The organism is Pseudobacter ginsenosidimutans (assembly GCF_007970185.1).
In the GTDB taxonomy this organism is placed as follows: Bacteria; Bacteroidota; Bacteroidia; order Chitinophagales; family Chitinophagaceae; genus Pseudobacter; species Pseudobacter ginsenosidimutans.
In genome coordinates this window covers 7104944-7119996 of record NZ_CP042431.1, presented here as the reverse complement: position 1 = coordinate 7119996, position 15053 = coordinate 7104944, and the positions used below count along the sequence as shown (strand labels likewise).

Below are 15053 nucleotides of genomic sequence, written 5' to 3'. Positions count from 1 at the left end.
AGCTCTAATATAGGTTGTTTCATTAAATTAGGTCCAGATATGCGAATTCCCGTTTTCTTCTTTTCCTGTTCTATTGTCTTGTTGCTGAGCTCCTGCTCCGGCAAACACAGCAGTGATGACCAGGTATTCCATTATAACGAGGCTACCGGCATCGCTACGCTGGACCCGGCTTTTGCCAAGAACCAGTCCGTTATCTGGCCCATTCACCAATTGTACAATACTTTGGTGGAAACCGATGATGCCCTGCGGATAGTTCCTTCACTCGCATACAGATGGGATGTTTCAGAAGATCGAAAACAATACATTTTCCATCTCCGACAGGATGTTTTTTTCCACGATAACGAAGTATTCCCGGGAGGAAAGGGAAGAAAGATGACGGCTCATGATGTGGTATACAGTTTTCACCGCATCATCGATCCCGCTACAGCCAGCAGTGGCGCCTGGATCTTCAATGACCGCATCGATCCCAACAATAGCTTCAAAGCCCTTGATGATTCCACTTTTCAATTGACGCTGATCCGTCCTTTTACACCTGTACTCGGACTGCTCAGCATGAAATATTGTTCCGTTGTGCCCCGCGAAGCGGTGGAAAAATATGGACAGGATTTCAGGAACCATCCCTGCGGTACAGGTCCATTCGTGTTCAAAGCCTGGGAAGAAGGGCAAGCGCTTATACTTCGCCGTAATACCCGGTATTTTGAAAAGGACAGCGCCGGAAAACCTTTACCCCGATTGGATGGTATCAAGATATCCTTTTACGATAGCCGCGCCACGGAATTCCTGCTCTTCCGCCAGGGAAAACTGGATTTCATCAATGATATCGATCCCAGTTTCAAAGATGAAGTGCTTACCAAGAAAGGCATATTGCGAAAAGACTGGGAAGGAAAGATCCGCCTGAGCAAACATCCTTATCTCAATACAGAATATCTCGGCATCCTGGTAGACAGCAGCAAGGCCATCGTGAAGCAGAGCCCGCTTCGTTTCAAAGCCATCAGACAAGCTATCAACTACGGGTTCGACAGAAGGAAGATGATGATGTACCTGCGCAATTCCATCGGTACGCCGGCCGAGAGCGGATTCATTCCTGCAGGATTTCCCAGTTTCGATCCAAATATTGTAAAAGGGTACAGCTATGATCCGGTGAAAGCGCGCAAACTCTTGTCTGATGCAGGTTTTCCGGATGGAAGAGGATTGCCGGTGATCAAGCTGCTCACCGTTCCCATCTATGCAGACCTGGGAAGTTTCATTGCGCGGCAACTGGAAGAGCTGGGCATCAAAATACAGGTGGAAGTAGTACAGAAAGCCCTGCTGCTGGAGCAGACAGCCAAATCGGAAGCCCTGTTCTTTCGTGGAAGCTGGATAGCGGATTATCCCGAAGCTGAAAACTACCTCAGTGTTTTTTACGGGAAGAATCCCGCACCTCCGAATTACACACAATACAAAAATCCTGCTTTCGATCGCTTATATGAAAAAGCGCTGATCACAGAGAACGATTCCATCAGATACGGATTGTACCAGCAGATGGACAGGCTGATAGTGGAAGATGCACCTGTGGTGCCGCTTTGGTACGATGAAGTGATCCACCTGGAGCAGTTACATGTGAAGGATTTTATCGCCAATGGGCTCAATCTTTTGGAGTTAAGGCGTACTTATATCCAGCAATGAGCAAATCCGTAATTTCGCAGCAAATTTTTAGCTATGGGCATTGCAGATAAATTATTCCAGATGAAGAAAGAAAAATCTGAGGCAAACCTGAAAGCCGGACAGGATTTCCTGGCCGCCAACAAAACAAAACCCGGTGTGGTGGAGCTGGCTAGCGGATTGCAATATGAAGTGATCACAGAAGGGGACGGCGCCAAACCCACTGCCGCCAATACTGTTACCTGCCATTATCATGGCACACTGATCGACGGAACTGTTTTTGATAGTTCAGTGAAACGCGGTCAGCCCGCATCTTTCCCGCTCAGCGCGGTGATCAAGGGCTGGACGGAAGGCGTGGCCCTGATGCCGCTGGGCAGCAAATGGCGCTTCTTCATTCCGCCACATCTTGGATATGGCGACAGGCAAGTGAGCGCACAGATCGGGCCCAACAGTACCCTGATCTTCGAGGTGGAATTACTGGGGATCAAATAAGGATCAGTGTCTGATCTTGTTCTTGAAAACTTTTTGGAATTTTTCCAGTTTCGGACGGATCACATAGTAGCAATAAGGCTGTGAGCCATTGTTATTGTAATAATCCTGGTGATAATCTTCCGCTTTATAGAAAGCGGTGTAGGGCGAGATCTCGGTTACGATCGGTTTTTCGAATGCACCGCTTTCTCCTAATTCTTTTTTGTATTTCTCCGCTTTTGCTTTCTGTTCTGCATTGTGATAGAAGATCGCACTACGGTACTGCGGGCCAACATCGTTACCCTGGCGGTTCAGGGTAGTGGGATCATGGGTTTGCCAGAAAACTTCCAGGAGCTCATCGAATGTGATCTCAGCAGGATCGTACACGACCTGGATCACTTCTGCATGACCGGTAGTTCCGGTAGAAACATCTTTATAGGTTGGGTTCACTTCATTGCCTCCGCTATAACCGGAAGTCACTTTCAGCACACCTTTGAGCTGTTGAAAAACAGCTTCTGTACACCAGAAACAACCCGTGCCCAGGGTGGCCGTGTCGGTATCCCTGGTTGTAGTGGTGCTACTGGTCAGGGAATTACCTGTCAGGTCGTTACTCATATTCTTTTGTGGATTTTCTTTTAACGCACAGGACCAGAGCGTAATAGACACGAGAGCCTGTGTAAACATCAGTTTCATACCACTTCGGTTTAATAGAACGTTCATGCCAGAATCAAAATTAAGTGCAAGTTACCCATGGATCAAGGCTATGGAATGCCAATTACCATTAGGTTAACAAAAATGCATGCATTGCTTTTAAAGGGTGGATGTCAACGTTTGTGAAACCTCAATAATACGGAGTAAAAACAAATTCAGCAAATGAATGGTTCAATTGCAGCGGTTTACGGACAAACCGGATAGCGGCAGTCCGCAAGCGCTGATCCCCAAACTTGTGTTACCTTTGCAGACCGTAAAAGAATTATATTAGCATTATGAAGTTTTTCCCCGGGTCCGCCCTGGTGCAGCTGGAGTTCGATAAAGTGAAGGCTTTGCTGGTAGAACATTGCAAGAGTGTGTATGCCAAAGAGAAAGCAGAGGAACTCCGCATACATACCCGAAAAGAATTTATAGAGCTGGAACTCCGGCAGAGTCATGAATACAAACTGATTGTTCAACACGGACAATATTTTCCCAACGATCATGTACTGAACCTGAACCGCGATCTCAAGTTGCTGGGCATTCCCGGCGCTGTGCTCACGGGCGACCAGTTTATGCAGGTACGCAAGCTGGCAGACAGCATGCAATCCATTTTTCGCTGGTTCGATAATGATCGCCGCCTGGCATACCCGGCCCTCAGTAAAGTGATTGCCGAAACCTATTTCGAGAAGACCATCCTCACCATGATCGATGAAGTGCTGGACGAATCCGGTGTGGTGAAGGACGATGCCTCCGAAGAGCTTGCCAATATCCGTCTCAGCCTCTACAGGCGCCGCAATGAGCTGCGCCGCATGTTCGATCGTATCGTCAAGAATCTCGGCAAACAGGGATATGTAGCCGATATCGAAGAAGCTTTCCTCAACGGAAGAAGGGTAGTGGCTGTATTTGCAGAACAGAAAAGACAAGTGAAAGGTATCCTTCATGGTGAAAGCGATACCCGAAAAACAGCTTTCATCGAGCCCGAAGAAACCATCGAGCTCAACAACGATATTTTCGCACTCGAAAATGAAGAAAGTCGTGAAGTATACCGCATCCTCCGCGAGCTCACCGCCCGCGTTTCCGTATATGCGGCACTGTTACGTACCTATCACGATATCCTTGGCGAATACGATTTCATTCGCGCCAAAGCCAGGCTGGCAGTAGATGTGAACGGGAATTTCCCGCTGCTGTCAGACAAGAGCGTGATCAAACTGGTAGACGCTTACCACCCTTTGCTCTACCTGTACAATATCCGCGCGCAGAAACCTACTATCCCCACCAATATCTATCTTAACGAAAAAGACAGGATCCTGGTGATCTCCGGTCCAAACGCCGGTGGTAAGACTGTTACCATGAAAACTGCAGGGCTGCTGCAGATCATGATACAGGCAGGCCTGCTGGTGCCGGTTCATCCAACTTCCGAGTTCGGCATCTTCAAACAGATGATGATCCATATCGGGGATACGCAGAGCCTGGAATTCGAATTGAGTACTTACAGCTCGCATCTCAAGCATATGAAGCATATGATCGAGAATGCGAATGGGAGAACCCTGTTCTTCATCGATGAGCTGGGAAGCGGCTCGGATCCCAATCTCGGCGGCTCTTTCGCGGAAGTGATCATGGAGGAACTGGTGAAGAAACATGCACTGGGCATCGTTACCACGCATTATCTCAACCTGAAGGTGATGGGCAATAAAACACCCGGCATCGTCAACGGCGCAATGGCCTTTGATGAAGTGAACCTTCTGCCTTTGTATAAACTCATTATCGGTAAACCCGGTAGTTCCTATACTTTCTCTATCGCGGAAAGGATCGGGCTTTCACCTGAACTGATCGCGCGGGCGCGCAAACTGGTGGATGAAGATCATTTCAGGCTGGATAAACTGCTCAACAGAACGGAACAGGACCTCCGCGAAGTGGAAAAGAAAGAGAAAGAGCTCAATAAGGCGCTGAGAGAAAATGAACGCATGCGCAAGGAAATGGAAGCCCTGATGAATAAGGAACGACACCATCAGCAGGTGGAATTGCTGAAGCATCAGAACAAGATCACGGAAGACAGGATCGCTTATCTGAAAGACATGGAGCGCAAGCTCAAACAGATCGTACTGGACTGGCGCAAGACGGAAGTAACTGAAGACAGGAAAGAACTGATCAAACAATTACAGATCCTGCTCTTCAAACAGAACCAGCAACACGCCAATGAAAAAGTGAAAAAGAAGATCGGTTCCAAATACGATCAGGTGGGAGGCGAAATTGTAGTTGGTAACAAAGTACTGATGAAGAAGAACCACCAGGTGGGTGAAGTGAAGGAGATCCGCGGAAAGAAAGCCGTAGTGCAATTAGGGTTGATGCCAATCACGGTCGACCTGAGTGATCTGGTAGTTGTTGCAGAAAAAGAAGGGAGTGAAGAATTGAAAACAAAAAAGTGATAAAGAATTAAAAATTAGTTCAGTATATCGATGCCCTCCGGATTCCGGAGGGCATTTTTTTGACAGGGTGAATCGAAAATCTTTTTTTTCTTTCAGTGCTTCTTTTGATCATTACAGCAAATTATTGTTGTAACTATTTTTTATTCCCAATCAATCAAAAGTCATGAAAGCATTTCATTTGGCCTTTTGCATTCCTTTCCTGGTGAATGCGGCATCCGCAAATACCCCGCTTTCTCCGCAGGCGGATGGGTTTACTGTTTCCATCAACCTGAAAGGTCTTCCGGATGGAACAAGATTATACCTGATTGCCAAAAAAGATGCAGACCTGGAAAAACCGGGATCAAAATACAGGGATACAATTGCCGTAACAACCGCCAGTGGTGAAAAAGCAAGCTTCAGCAAGGCGATCGTCTACGAAGGGAAATTATTCATTCTCACTATCGAAGGAAAAAATAGCTCAGCTTCGCTCCTGATCTGCAACAAGGAAAAGATCAGTGTTCGTGGCGCCATGGAGGAATGGCCCAAAGTAAAAGTGAGCGGCTCCAGGGGCACTGTGCAGATGACGGATTTTCAAACCTATCTTTCAAACAAAATCATGAATCAAAAAGGGGCTGCCATCAGCACCGGCATTACCAAATATGCCACCGCACATCCTGATAATCTTTATCTCCCGCTGATCCTGTTGCAGAGCGCCAGCATGACCAGTGAGGAAAAGAAGATCGCATTTGAGAAACTGTCTCCGGTTGCACGTGAGGGTTATTATGGTCAGCTGCTTTCCAATGCCATCTATAATAAAAAACTTTCCGAGCCTTTGCGTGAAGGGGCTTTGATCCCCGAGTTCAGGATAAGGATGCTGGATGGCGATACTGTTTCCATCAGGGAAATTGCAAAAAAGAACAAACTGACACTGATCGATTACTGGGGAACCTGGTGTGGTCCATGTGTTGGCGAATTCCCTTTTCTCAGGGAAGTATATGCGAAATTCAAAGACAAAGGTTTCAGCATTCTTGGAATTACTCAAAATGAGCAGGAGCAGGGCTGGCGCAAGGCCATCGATAACCATGGCATCAACTGGCAGCATGGCGCGGATGAGGTGGATGATGCTATGCACAGAGTGTTCAGGTTGAACAGCATTCCTGCTTATACATTGATAGATCAGGAAGGGAAAGTGATTGCATTCATAGCCAATGGATCGAAAGCTTCAGAGCCTTTCGGACCTCCGATCTGGCAGAAAGGTTTGATCACAACGCTGGAAGGGTTATTGAAGTAGTACATTATATGAAATGGCGCCTTCTGAACAAAGGCGCCATTTTTAAAAATAATCAAAAGGAATAGATATCGGTGAGATTGCTTTGCAATCTAAGTGATAAGCCATCTGCAATAACAGCACTGGGGCTGCCATTGATAGTACCGGATGAAGGCAGGACTGTTACCTGATTACCAGATGTACCGATATTTACTATATTTCGAATCTTGGTGTTCATCGTGGTATTATAGCTAATAGTTACATTGCCTGAATTGGTGTTAACCAGTATTGTTTCGTCATCCGGGACAGGACTATAATTGGCAGTGACTGTTCGTATACTGTTTTGGAAAGTAAGAGGTCCTGGAAAAATGTTTTTCTTCACAAACTCGACTGCTGCCTGGTGTGTGTTGAACTCCACATACATCAGACATGAAATACGAAATGTGCTGCCAGCATTTCTCGCGGCGTCAACATACAGTGTTCTGGTCCCTGCTCCCTGTAGTTTGAGAATTGTATAAAAATACTCCCATTGCCCGATTGTGCTGGTTTGAGCCAGTAGTATGCTGGAATTATTATCTATCATATATGCTTGTGGGCCGGAAATAAGTTTCATGCCAATGGCTGCAACAATATATTTCCCTACTGTTGGTGTATAGGCAGTTGGAGTGATGTATCCACTGGCTGTAACATTTGATATCTCTATACAGGAATTTGTCAACTCGCCATCCTGTTGCAGACTCATGTCGAAAGCTCCTCCATGAGTGAAGCCGCTTAGAGTGTCCAGCTTATGTGCAAATAGTACTCCCGGTATATTTTTTCCAGTGAATCCGGCAGGGAATGTACTTCGAAACCTTGCCCCTCCCGTTTCTGAGGCATAAGCGATCTTGTCTTCAAGATAAGCTCCGCTATCTGTCATGTTCCAGCCAAATTTTGTTTTTTCAACAAAGAGACTGTCTGCATCTTTTTCAACAACTTTGCCAGGTTGATAACCATATGAAACAGTATCTGCAAACACGGCGCTCTTTACCAGTTTAATCCGGCACATTGTAGTGTTCTGTAATTTCACTGCATTACATTCTTCAAAATAATAATCGAAGGGGGTGGTGAAAATTTCTCCGTTAATATCTACAGGAAAGCCGTTGACACTTCCTGAGGCATTACCTTCCATCCAGCAATTATCTATCACCACAGGTAATACATGGTGCTTGACTCCTCCTTTCTTAATGAAAATGGTAAATCCATAATTGTATTCAAATACACAATCCTGGAATCGGGTGCCGCCTCCCTCAGTATCATTAATGTATGCAGCGGCTTTCCTTGAACCAAAAAAGCGGCAGTTGAAGAATTTGTCAAGGCCTGCATGCATGGCCGGTAGGTCCTGGGCATAGTAGTGATAATCTGTGGAAGCAGAACCTATGAAAGCACAGCCATCGAAAATGTTCATACTATTGCCTGTAGGCTTGTCTATTGACCGTATACATTGTGAAAATACAATATCTCTGAATCTCCACCTGCCTGCGTACATATCATTGACTCCGCCATTATTAAACTGCAGGCCTATTGCAACGTTGCTTCCATCTACAACAAAATTTTCGATGCTTCTAAGGCCCGTGTCTGTACTTACTATATGTCGTCCTACTTTAAAAACCACCTGCGTGTTGGAGTCCCAGGCTTTCAGCGTGGTTGTTCTTCCATCTCCCACTACTTCATTGTTGATCAATGCTCCATCGAGCCTGTATATACCTCTGGGAAAATAAAGCTTTCCTCTTTCTGCCAGAACAAGATTTGCTTTGTTTACAGCCTCTGTATCGTTGTTGGAGTCATTTCCCAATGCTCCATACCATCTAACAGAGAACAGACCGGCATAAGGTTTTGGATCGGAAAAATATACAGACGTATCAGCGATTTGAGCATTATAGTCCGCCTGAATAATTACTTGCTTTATCAGAACCGTGCCAGTAAATTTTGCACCGCTTTCAAAAATAAATTTTTGGAGTAGGCCCCATATACATTAATATCAGACCCTGTTAAGAGGTAACTGCCGGCAGGAACGAAAATATCCATGAATCGGGAATTAGCTACTCCGATTGCCCTTACCATTGCACTGTTGTCGTTTGTTACTCCATCGCCCTTACAGCCATACCATTTTACTGAAACCATGCCGGTTACAGATCTTGGATACAATACATCCATTACGGGGCCAAAAATTTCCTGTGTATATCCTGCATCAAAGATTACCTGTATCAGATTGCCGTCTCCGGTAAATCTAACTCCCGGCATGACCCGGAAAGTCTTTGCATATAAAAAATCGATCGAACCATTAAAGAGTATGTCCGAACCTTTTGGGAAACTAAATTGAACGAGATTATGTTTGACATTAGCCTTGATCTTGTTGAATGCCGCGGTATTCTCGGTAATGCCATCACCTGCTACGCCAAACCAGGCTGCTGGAAGGTAACCAAGTTCGCTTTCCACTTCATTCAGATTTAGTGTAGGAGATAGAATATTGGCACATTCATCCGCGGAGATTTTCCTTTGATAGTGCCGGTGCCTTCCAATTTGTTCCCATTCTTAAAAGCAAGTACTTTTCCTGATGGAATTGTTAGTGTACCGTTGATAGTAATAGCTGACCCTTCCGGATTATCCAACACAATCAACTTGATGCCTGCATTATTGAATGCTGTCTGTAATTTTGAAGTTTGATCAGAACCCGGATAAACGCCGCATTGAGTTGCCCGGATTACCCCATCGATCACTCTCTGCAGAAATTTTCCTGCAGTTGGAGAGTTGAAATAAAAAATATTGTCTACTGATGCGCCCGCAGGAAGAGCGTCAATTTCCACCAATGTACCCTGTCTGTCTGTAGGGAAAACCTGACCAGGCTGTACTGATATTCCTGGGTGGGATTGTCTAAAGTTCCATAATAAGTTGTTGACATTTTTTATTTTAAAACTAATAGGATCTGCCATCAAAAAAATGAGGAGAGAGGAATCTGTTTTATTTTTTCGGGTATTTTTTAGTTTTGATAAGTAATTGTACTTATCGTAAAATCGGTTGTACAATATTGTTATACTTTCATTAACTAAACTGGTACATGAAGCCAATTAATAACCGGGTCATGTACCCGGTTTATCTATTTTATGATCGTACAGGAATTTGGCCTGCTGCGATATAAAGGTTGCCAAACCTTCGCCCAGTACAGCCAGTTCTTTGATCTTGTCTACAATGGGTTGTCCGGCGCGCGGGTAAGAATAGGAATAGGAAGTGTCGTCGTTGTACCAAACCGTCACCTTTTCATCTTCGATAAGGAATCGGGTGATCGGCGAATTGCCACTTTTGTTCAGGTAGTGTTCCATTGAGAACAGTTTATGTTAGGAATAAGGTTTAAGGAGATAAAAAAGCCCTCTTGTAGCAAGAGGGCTCCCTGCCCGGGTGCGGCAGATGATAATATCTTTATCGGCTGCTGTGCAGGTAATCTTTCAATTGTGTGATCGTCTCCTCATGTGAAAGGATGGTTTCTTTCACCACATCATTGATGGAAATAATACCGATTACCTGTTCAAGCTCGAACACAGGAAGGTACCGGATATTTTTGTCGGACATCAACTGCATGCAATAATCGATGGAATCAGCAGCGGTCACCCTGGGAAAATCGGATGACATAATATCTTTCACAGTGGTATCGGTAGATGACTTTCCTTTCAGAATGATCTTACGGGAATAGTCACGTTCTGTCATGATGCCAAGGTATTGTCCATTATCCATTACCAGCACAGAACCGATGTTCTGGTCTGCCATGATCTGCAATGCTTCCAACACAGAAGTACCGGGGTTAACGGTTGTGATGTTACTGCCCTTCCTGAGTAAGATGTCGGTTACTTTTTTGTTCATACAGCATTGATGTTTTGGTGAAGAATCGTTACTCGTAAATTACAAAAAAGGAGACTAATGGACAAATGAAAAGGCCGCAATTTGCGGCCCCGGGAACCATTTGTGATTCAGGTAGTTACAAGACTAAAAAAACGAAGAGGCGGCAGTTTTGCCGCCACCCCGTTTTTCATCATTATCTTTCTCACAGGGCCTGCAACAGTTCCTTTGCCTTTCCATAATTGCCCGATTCGGCCGGGATCTGCTGCAACCATTTTTTGCAATTCGTTTCGTCCTTTTCTTTGAGGTAACTGAGAGCCATGTAGAACATGGCTTCGTATTTGAATGCGGAACTTCCCGCTGCGAGTTTTGTGAGTGTTTCGCGTGCGATCTCTGTTTTACCAGATTGCAATAAGCTTACTCCATAATAGAATTGTGCAAAACTGTTGGTAGAATCTGTCTGAACAATTTCAAACAAATAGACTGCTGCGGAAGAGAACTCTTTTGCATTGAAAGCCGTTGTGGCTTTTGCCAGGAGACTGTCTGTATGTGTTCCTCTTTCCACAGAGCTGACCATTTCCGTATCTGCAAACTTCGTGTACAGGTCCCTGTTCCAGGGCTGCCAAAGGAACACTGCCACCAGCACAGCTGCTGCTGCCACCACCGCTACTTTCCGCCACATCATTTTCACTACCTTGTTCCGTACGGGAGAGATGGATTTCACCGGAGCTTCTGCTGAGAAGAATTCTTGTCGCATATTCTGCAACGTTAGCTTCAGCTTTTCTTCTCCTTCCTGTGAAGCGAAATGTTTATGCAGCTTGCTTTCAGCTTCAAGGTATAGCTGGTACTGCTGCTGCAGTTCAGCATCACCGGCCAGCGCTGCTTCAAAGTCCGGCAGCTCATCGGCCTCCATCAGCCCTTCGGCATAACGGGCTATATCTTCTATGGTGTACTTACTCTTCATGTCAATGCCATTTGGATAATTGTGATTGGATGTTTTTGGTGAGGGTGCTCATGCATTCTGTTTTTTTCTTGCGCAGATAGCCATAACTTATTTTGAGTTCTGCTGCGATGGTCTCCTGGTCGCCGCCACCGAGGCATCTGCGCAGGATCTCCCGGCAGCTGTCACCCAGGGTTTTGAAACAATCCAGGAATACCTGCATCCGGCTGTCCTGCAATTTCATTTGCTCCGCCAATGCAAAAACATCTTCACCCATAGATACATCGTCCAGCTCTTTTGTTACCGGGTTACGGCCGGATTTTTTCAGTTGATTGAGCCATTTGCGTTTGCAGATCAGCAATAGGTAGGGTTCGAATGGGCAGGTGAGTGTGAGCCCCTGTGTGCTGGCCTGTTTATAGATATCGATCATGGCTTCCTGCATGATATCGGCTGCATCGTCTTCCGAGCCGCTGTTGGCAACGATATAGCGGCGGATATTGCCAGAGAATTTCTGGTAGATCTCCTTTACAATAAGTGTATCATTATGGAGTAACGCTTCCACATAGCGCTGGTCTGGATGGGTCATTTGCTATGAAAACGAATGAATTAATGGTATGAAGGAATAAAAATAAAAAAATCTGCGGGAAAGGGGGTAACAAAAAGATCTGCCTGGTGATATACCTGTGAATCAAACATCAATTGTATGAAAACTTCCTTGAAACCAGCAGCAATCGTAGCTGCAGCGCTTATTGCCCTTTCAGCCTGCAAGAAGAACAATGATAAACCTGCTTTCGTAAGGGCTGAAGAGATCCTCGCAAAAAATGCCATCCCTACCCAAACCTTTACTGGTGACGCCACAGCGGGCTTTACCATTGTAGGTGAAAAGGGAACTAAAATAGTATTTCCTCCCAAAGCCTTACAGGGCGGCGATGGACAACCGGTCAGCGGAACTGTTACCATTACATTGAAAGAAGTATTGAGCAAGAAGGACGTCATGTTTTCGGGTGTTATGACCGAATCCAACGGCTCAATACTGGAGTCTGGTGGCGAGTTGCTGGTGAAAGCGCAAAAAGACGGGAAAGATCTGGGAATCATGCCTGACAGCGCCATCAAAGTTGAAGTACCAAAAGTGATGAATGATCAGGATATGGGCCTGTTTGTTCTGGGTGAAAGAAAGCGCGATCAAAACGGCGGCGACCAGCAACCGCTCCAGAATCCCAACACCTGGTTACCCGCACCCTATGCACCTTTCGGCAACGGTCCCAACAGTTACTCTTTCAACCTGCCAGCTTTCACATGGGTGAACTGCGACCGTTTCTACAGCGATCCCGGACCCAAAACAACCATTACCGTTTCTCCTGTGTTTGCGGATAACAACCAGGTGAACGACCTCCAGGTGATGCTCGTGTTCAGGGATATTCAAACCGTGATCACCTTACCCTTCAGCACTTCTCTCAACAAGTTTGAAAGCTATTGGAACAGCCTGCCGGTGGGCCTTCAGGCAGACCTGGTGATCATCGGAAAAGACAGCGACGGTTACCTCCAGTTCGGAACACAACTGATCACCATCAGCGCCAACCAGCACATCAATGCAAGCATTCATCGTGCAACACAATCTGAAGTGGACGCCTTCCTGGCCACTGTCAACTAAGAAAACTTACTCTGAAATCACACACCGATCGCAAATTCCCCGGGCCCGCTTCTGCAGGCCCGGGATACTTTGTAACAGCAATACCAATTCTTTCATTACATTTACAATCATTCACTATATGATCCCATACAAACCCTTAATAGTATTGATCGTATTGCTCTGTATAGTGAAAGGACTGGCTGCGCAGGTGAGCGATACAATCCCCCCGGAAATTGAACCGGCCATAGACAGCAACCAGGTAAAACTGAATGCTGTGCTTCGTCCGCTCCGCCAGATCGCAGGCGCACCCGCAGCTTTTTACACTTATTTCTGGGAATTCGGAGATGGTACTTACTCCTTCGAGAAAAATCCTGTACATCATTATAAGGACACCGGCGATTATGCCATTCGCCTCTTTGCCACCAATAATTATGATGATGGCAAGAAGCCGCCCACAAGACTCCGTCGTGTAAAAGTGGAAAAAAAGAAATCGATGCTGGCCATGAACAACCTGCCATCCTTTTTTTCCGGCAATGGTTCCCTCGAGATCCGCGCCAATCAACAACCGAAGCCCGGAGAGGATATGGTGCTGCTGCTTGGGTACCGCAACAAACCAGGCGCACCAGTAAGTTCCGTCAGCGGCTCCGTGATGCTGCTCTACAACGAAAAACAATTCACTCAAAGCGGATTCGATATTGCCGATACACGCACCTATCACAATGAATCCACCATCGGTTTCGATTCCCTCATCGCCATGGCGCCTCAGGACCCCTCTACCTTTATGGCAGGAGATGCAGACGGGGCAGGACTTTTCAGCGTCAGTGGAGATGCGTATGATCCGCTTGCAGGGAAAAAGGAACTGATCGCCTGGCTGAAACAGGAGTCTGCAGAATTCCGCCAGAACAAGATCTGGCGCATCCAGGATGTAAAACCGGGAGAAGAGAAGTTCATGTTCGTGACCATCAACACACTCCCGGAGATGATCAAAGACACCAACGCGGTGGTCACCATCGCAGGGCTCTTCATTCCCGATGATCCTTCGATGGAACCCGAACGCTTCAACCTGGAATTGCAGATCGTGGCCTCGCATGATCCCAATAAACTGCAATTGAAGAAAAGAAGACTGAATTACCGCTTCACCACCCGCAACCGCGATAACACGTATAAGGTCCGTTTCCAGAACACAGGAAAAGGCCCGGCAAAACGAATAGCCGTTACTGTTACATTGCCAGGTATGCTCAATGCAGCCACCCTCCAGGTGGTGGACATGAAACCCGCCTGTGTCTGGTGCGCCACTGCCTATCCCAACCAAAGCTGCATCGATACACTAGTGACGAAGGACAGTATCCAGTTCATCTTCAAAAATATTTACCTGCCCGGAACACAACAGGATGGTGTAAACGATCCTGATTCCACTATGGGATATATAAAATATGTGCTCAATTTCAACAAGGGGATGAAGAAGCTGCCCTTCGTAAGCCGCGCTTCCATTGTGTTTGATAAGAACGAGCCCATCATTACCAATCGCTCCGTCGGCAGGTTCCGGAAGGGATTGTCGCCAGGGATCATGGTCGGATACAATATGGCGCTGGGTGATAATATTTCAGACATCCCCAAAGAGAATTACACAATTGGTTTTACCCTTTCCGAATATTCTCCCTGGAAGCCTTACCTGCAATGGGAACTGTACCTGCAACCTTCGCGAAAGCAACAGACTTTTATTTCGAGAAGCCTTGGCAGGGACACGATGTACAATGGGGTGGGTCATAAAGTGGACTACAAGGATCTCTACAAAAGGGTACAGGTGTTTGGCATCGAAGCTGTGCCCATACAGGTCCGGTACAACTGGAAATCCTGGATCGGAACCGGCGCCGGATTACTGGTGTCGGGAGAACTGAGCCGCAAGACCTCCGATTATGAAGAAGCGTCTTTATTGCCGCCGAACGGACAAAGCAGTTTCCTGGTGTCCGGGGAAAAAAACAGCAAAACTGAATCTTTTTCCGAATGGCGAGGAGCGTTGTTTGCAGACCTGCAACTGGGGATGGTGCGTGTGGGACCTGCGCTGGGCGTACGTTTCCTTCATTATATAAACCCTTCTCAGCAACGGGTTTACTTTTTTGCCACCTGGCGGCTCTGATGGGC

14 protein-coding genes are annotated in these 15053 nt (G+C 46.3%); 6 read left to right on the top strand and 8 right to left on the bottom strand.

The features are described 5' to 3' along the window. Window positions 1-39: 39 nt before the first annotated feature. Together FSB84_RS27730 and FSB84_RS27725 are read left to right on the top strand one after the other, a co-directional pair. The gene (locus FSB84_RS27730) at window positions 40-1665 is read left to right on the top strand and encodes an ABC transporter substrate-binding protein (protein WP_130544223.1); all 1626 of its coding nucleotides are present in this window, start codon (window positions 40-42) and stop codon (window positions 1663-1665) included. Between the two features lie 33 nt (window positions 1666-1698). Next, entirely contained in the window at window positions 1699-2133 is a 435-nt protein-coding gene (locus FSB84_RS27725) for an FKBP-type peptidyl-prolyl cis-trans isomerase (protein WP_130544222.1), read from the top strand. Between the two features lie 3 nt (window positions 2134-2136). On the opposite strand, the gene msrA is transcribed toward FSB84_RS27725, so the two are convergent. After that, window positions 2137-2802, bottom strand: a complete 666-nt coding sequence (msrA, locus tag FSB84_RS27720; protein ID WP_130544221.1) for a peptide-methionine (S)-S-oxide reductase MsrA — start codon at window positions 2800-2802, stop codon at window positions 2137-2139. 293 nt (window positions 2803-3095) lie between these two features. Between msrA and FSB84_RS27715 the strand changes: the two genes are divergently transcribed. Beyond that, a complete protein-coding gene (locus FSB84_RS27715; RefSeq protein WP_130544220.1) occupies window positions 3096-5228 on the top strand; it encodes an endonuclease MutS2 in 2133 nt (710 codons plus the stop codon). Between the two features lie 163 nt (window positions 5229-5391). Beyond that, window positions 5392-6498 (top strand): TlpA family protein disulfide reductase, encoded by a 1107-nt coding sequence (locus tag FSB84_RS27710; RefSeq protein ID WP_130544219.1) that lies wholly within the window; start codon window positions 5392-5394, stop codon window positions 6496-6498. Between the two features lie 52 nt (window positions 6499-6550). On the opposite strand, the gene FSB84_RS27705 is transcribed toward FSB84_RS27710, so the two are convergent. The 7 genes from FSB84_RS27705 to FSB84_RS27675 form a co-directional block, all read right to left on the bottom strand. Then, window positions 6551-8332 carry a glycosyl hydrolase family 28-related protein gene (locus tag FSB84_RS27705; RefSeq protein WP_225980126.1) on the bottom strand — a complete coding sequence of 594 codons (1782 nt, stop codon included), beginning with the start codon at window positions 8330-8332 and terminating at the stop codon, window positions 6551-6553. A gap of 86 nt (window positions 8333-8418) precedes the next feature. Then, window positions 8419-8949 (bottom strand): glycosyl hydrolase family 28-related protein, encoded by a 531-nt coding sequence (locus tag FSB84_RS27700; protein ID WP_147122410.1) that lies wholly within the window; start codon window positions 8947-8949, stop codon window positions 8419-8421. Between the two features lie 11 nt (window positions 8950-8960). Further along, window positions 8961-9443 (bottom strand): hypothetical protein, encoded by a 483-nt coding sequence (locus tag FSB84_RS27695; RefSeq protein WP_147122408.1) that lies wholly within the window; start codon window positions 9441-9443, stop codon window positions 8961-8963. 147 nt (window positions 9444-9590) lie between these two features. Beyond that, window positions 9591-9830 (bottom strand): hypothetical protein, encoded by a 240-nt coding sequence (locus tag FSB84_RS27690; protein WP_130544217.1) that lies wholly within the window; start codon window positions 9828-9830, stop codon window positions 9591-9593. A gap of 97 nt (window positions 9831-9927) precedes the next feature. Then, window positions 9928-10365: a CBS domain-containing protein gene (locus tag FSB84_RS27685; protein ID WP_130544216.1), complete on the bottom strand. Its 438-nt coding sequence runs from the start codon at window positions 10363-10365 to the stop codon at window positions 9928-9930. Window positions 10366-10546: 181 nt separating this feature from the next. Beyond that, window positions 10547-11305 carry a hypothetical protein gene (locus tag FSB84_RS27680; protein WP_130544215.1) on the bottom strand — a complete coding sequence of 253 codons (759 nt, stop codon included), beginning with the start codon at window positions 11303-11305 and terminating at the stop codon, window positions 10547-10549. A gap of 1 nt (window position 11306) precedes the next feature. Beyond that, entirely contained in the window at window positions 11307-11867 is a 561-nt protein-coding gene (locus FSB84_RS27675; protein ID WP_130544214.1) for an RNA polymerase sigma factor, read from the bottom strand. 117 nt (window positions 11868-11984) lie between these two features. Here FSB84_RS27675 and FSB84_RS27670 point away from each other — a divergent pair, with 117 nt between their 5' ends. Together FSB84_RS27670 and FSB84_RS27665 are read left to right on the top strand one after the other, a co-directional pair. After that, window positions 11985-12932: a hypothetical protein gene (locus FSB84_RS27670; protein ID WP_130544213.1), complete on the top strand. Its 948-nt coding sequence runs from the start codon at window positions 11985-11987 to the stop codon at window positions 12930-12932. A 118-nt stretch (window positions 12933-13050) separates the two neighbouring features. After that, window positions 13051-15048 carry a PKD domain-containing protein gene (locus FSB84_RS27665; RefSeq protein WP_158644159.1) on the top strand — a complete coding sequence of 666 codons (1998 nt, stop codon included), beginning with the start codon at window positions 13051-13053 and terminating at the stop codon, window positions 15046-15048. Window positions 15049-15053: the final 5 nt, after the last annotated feature.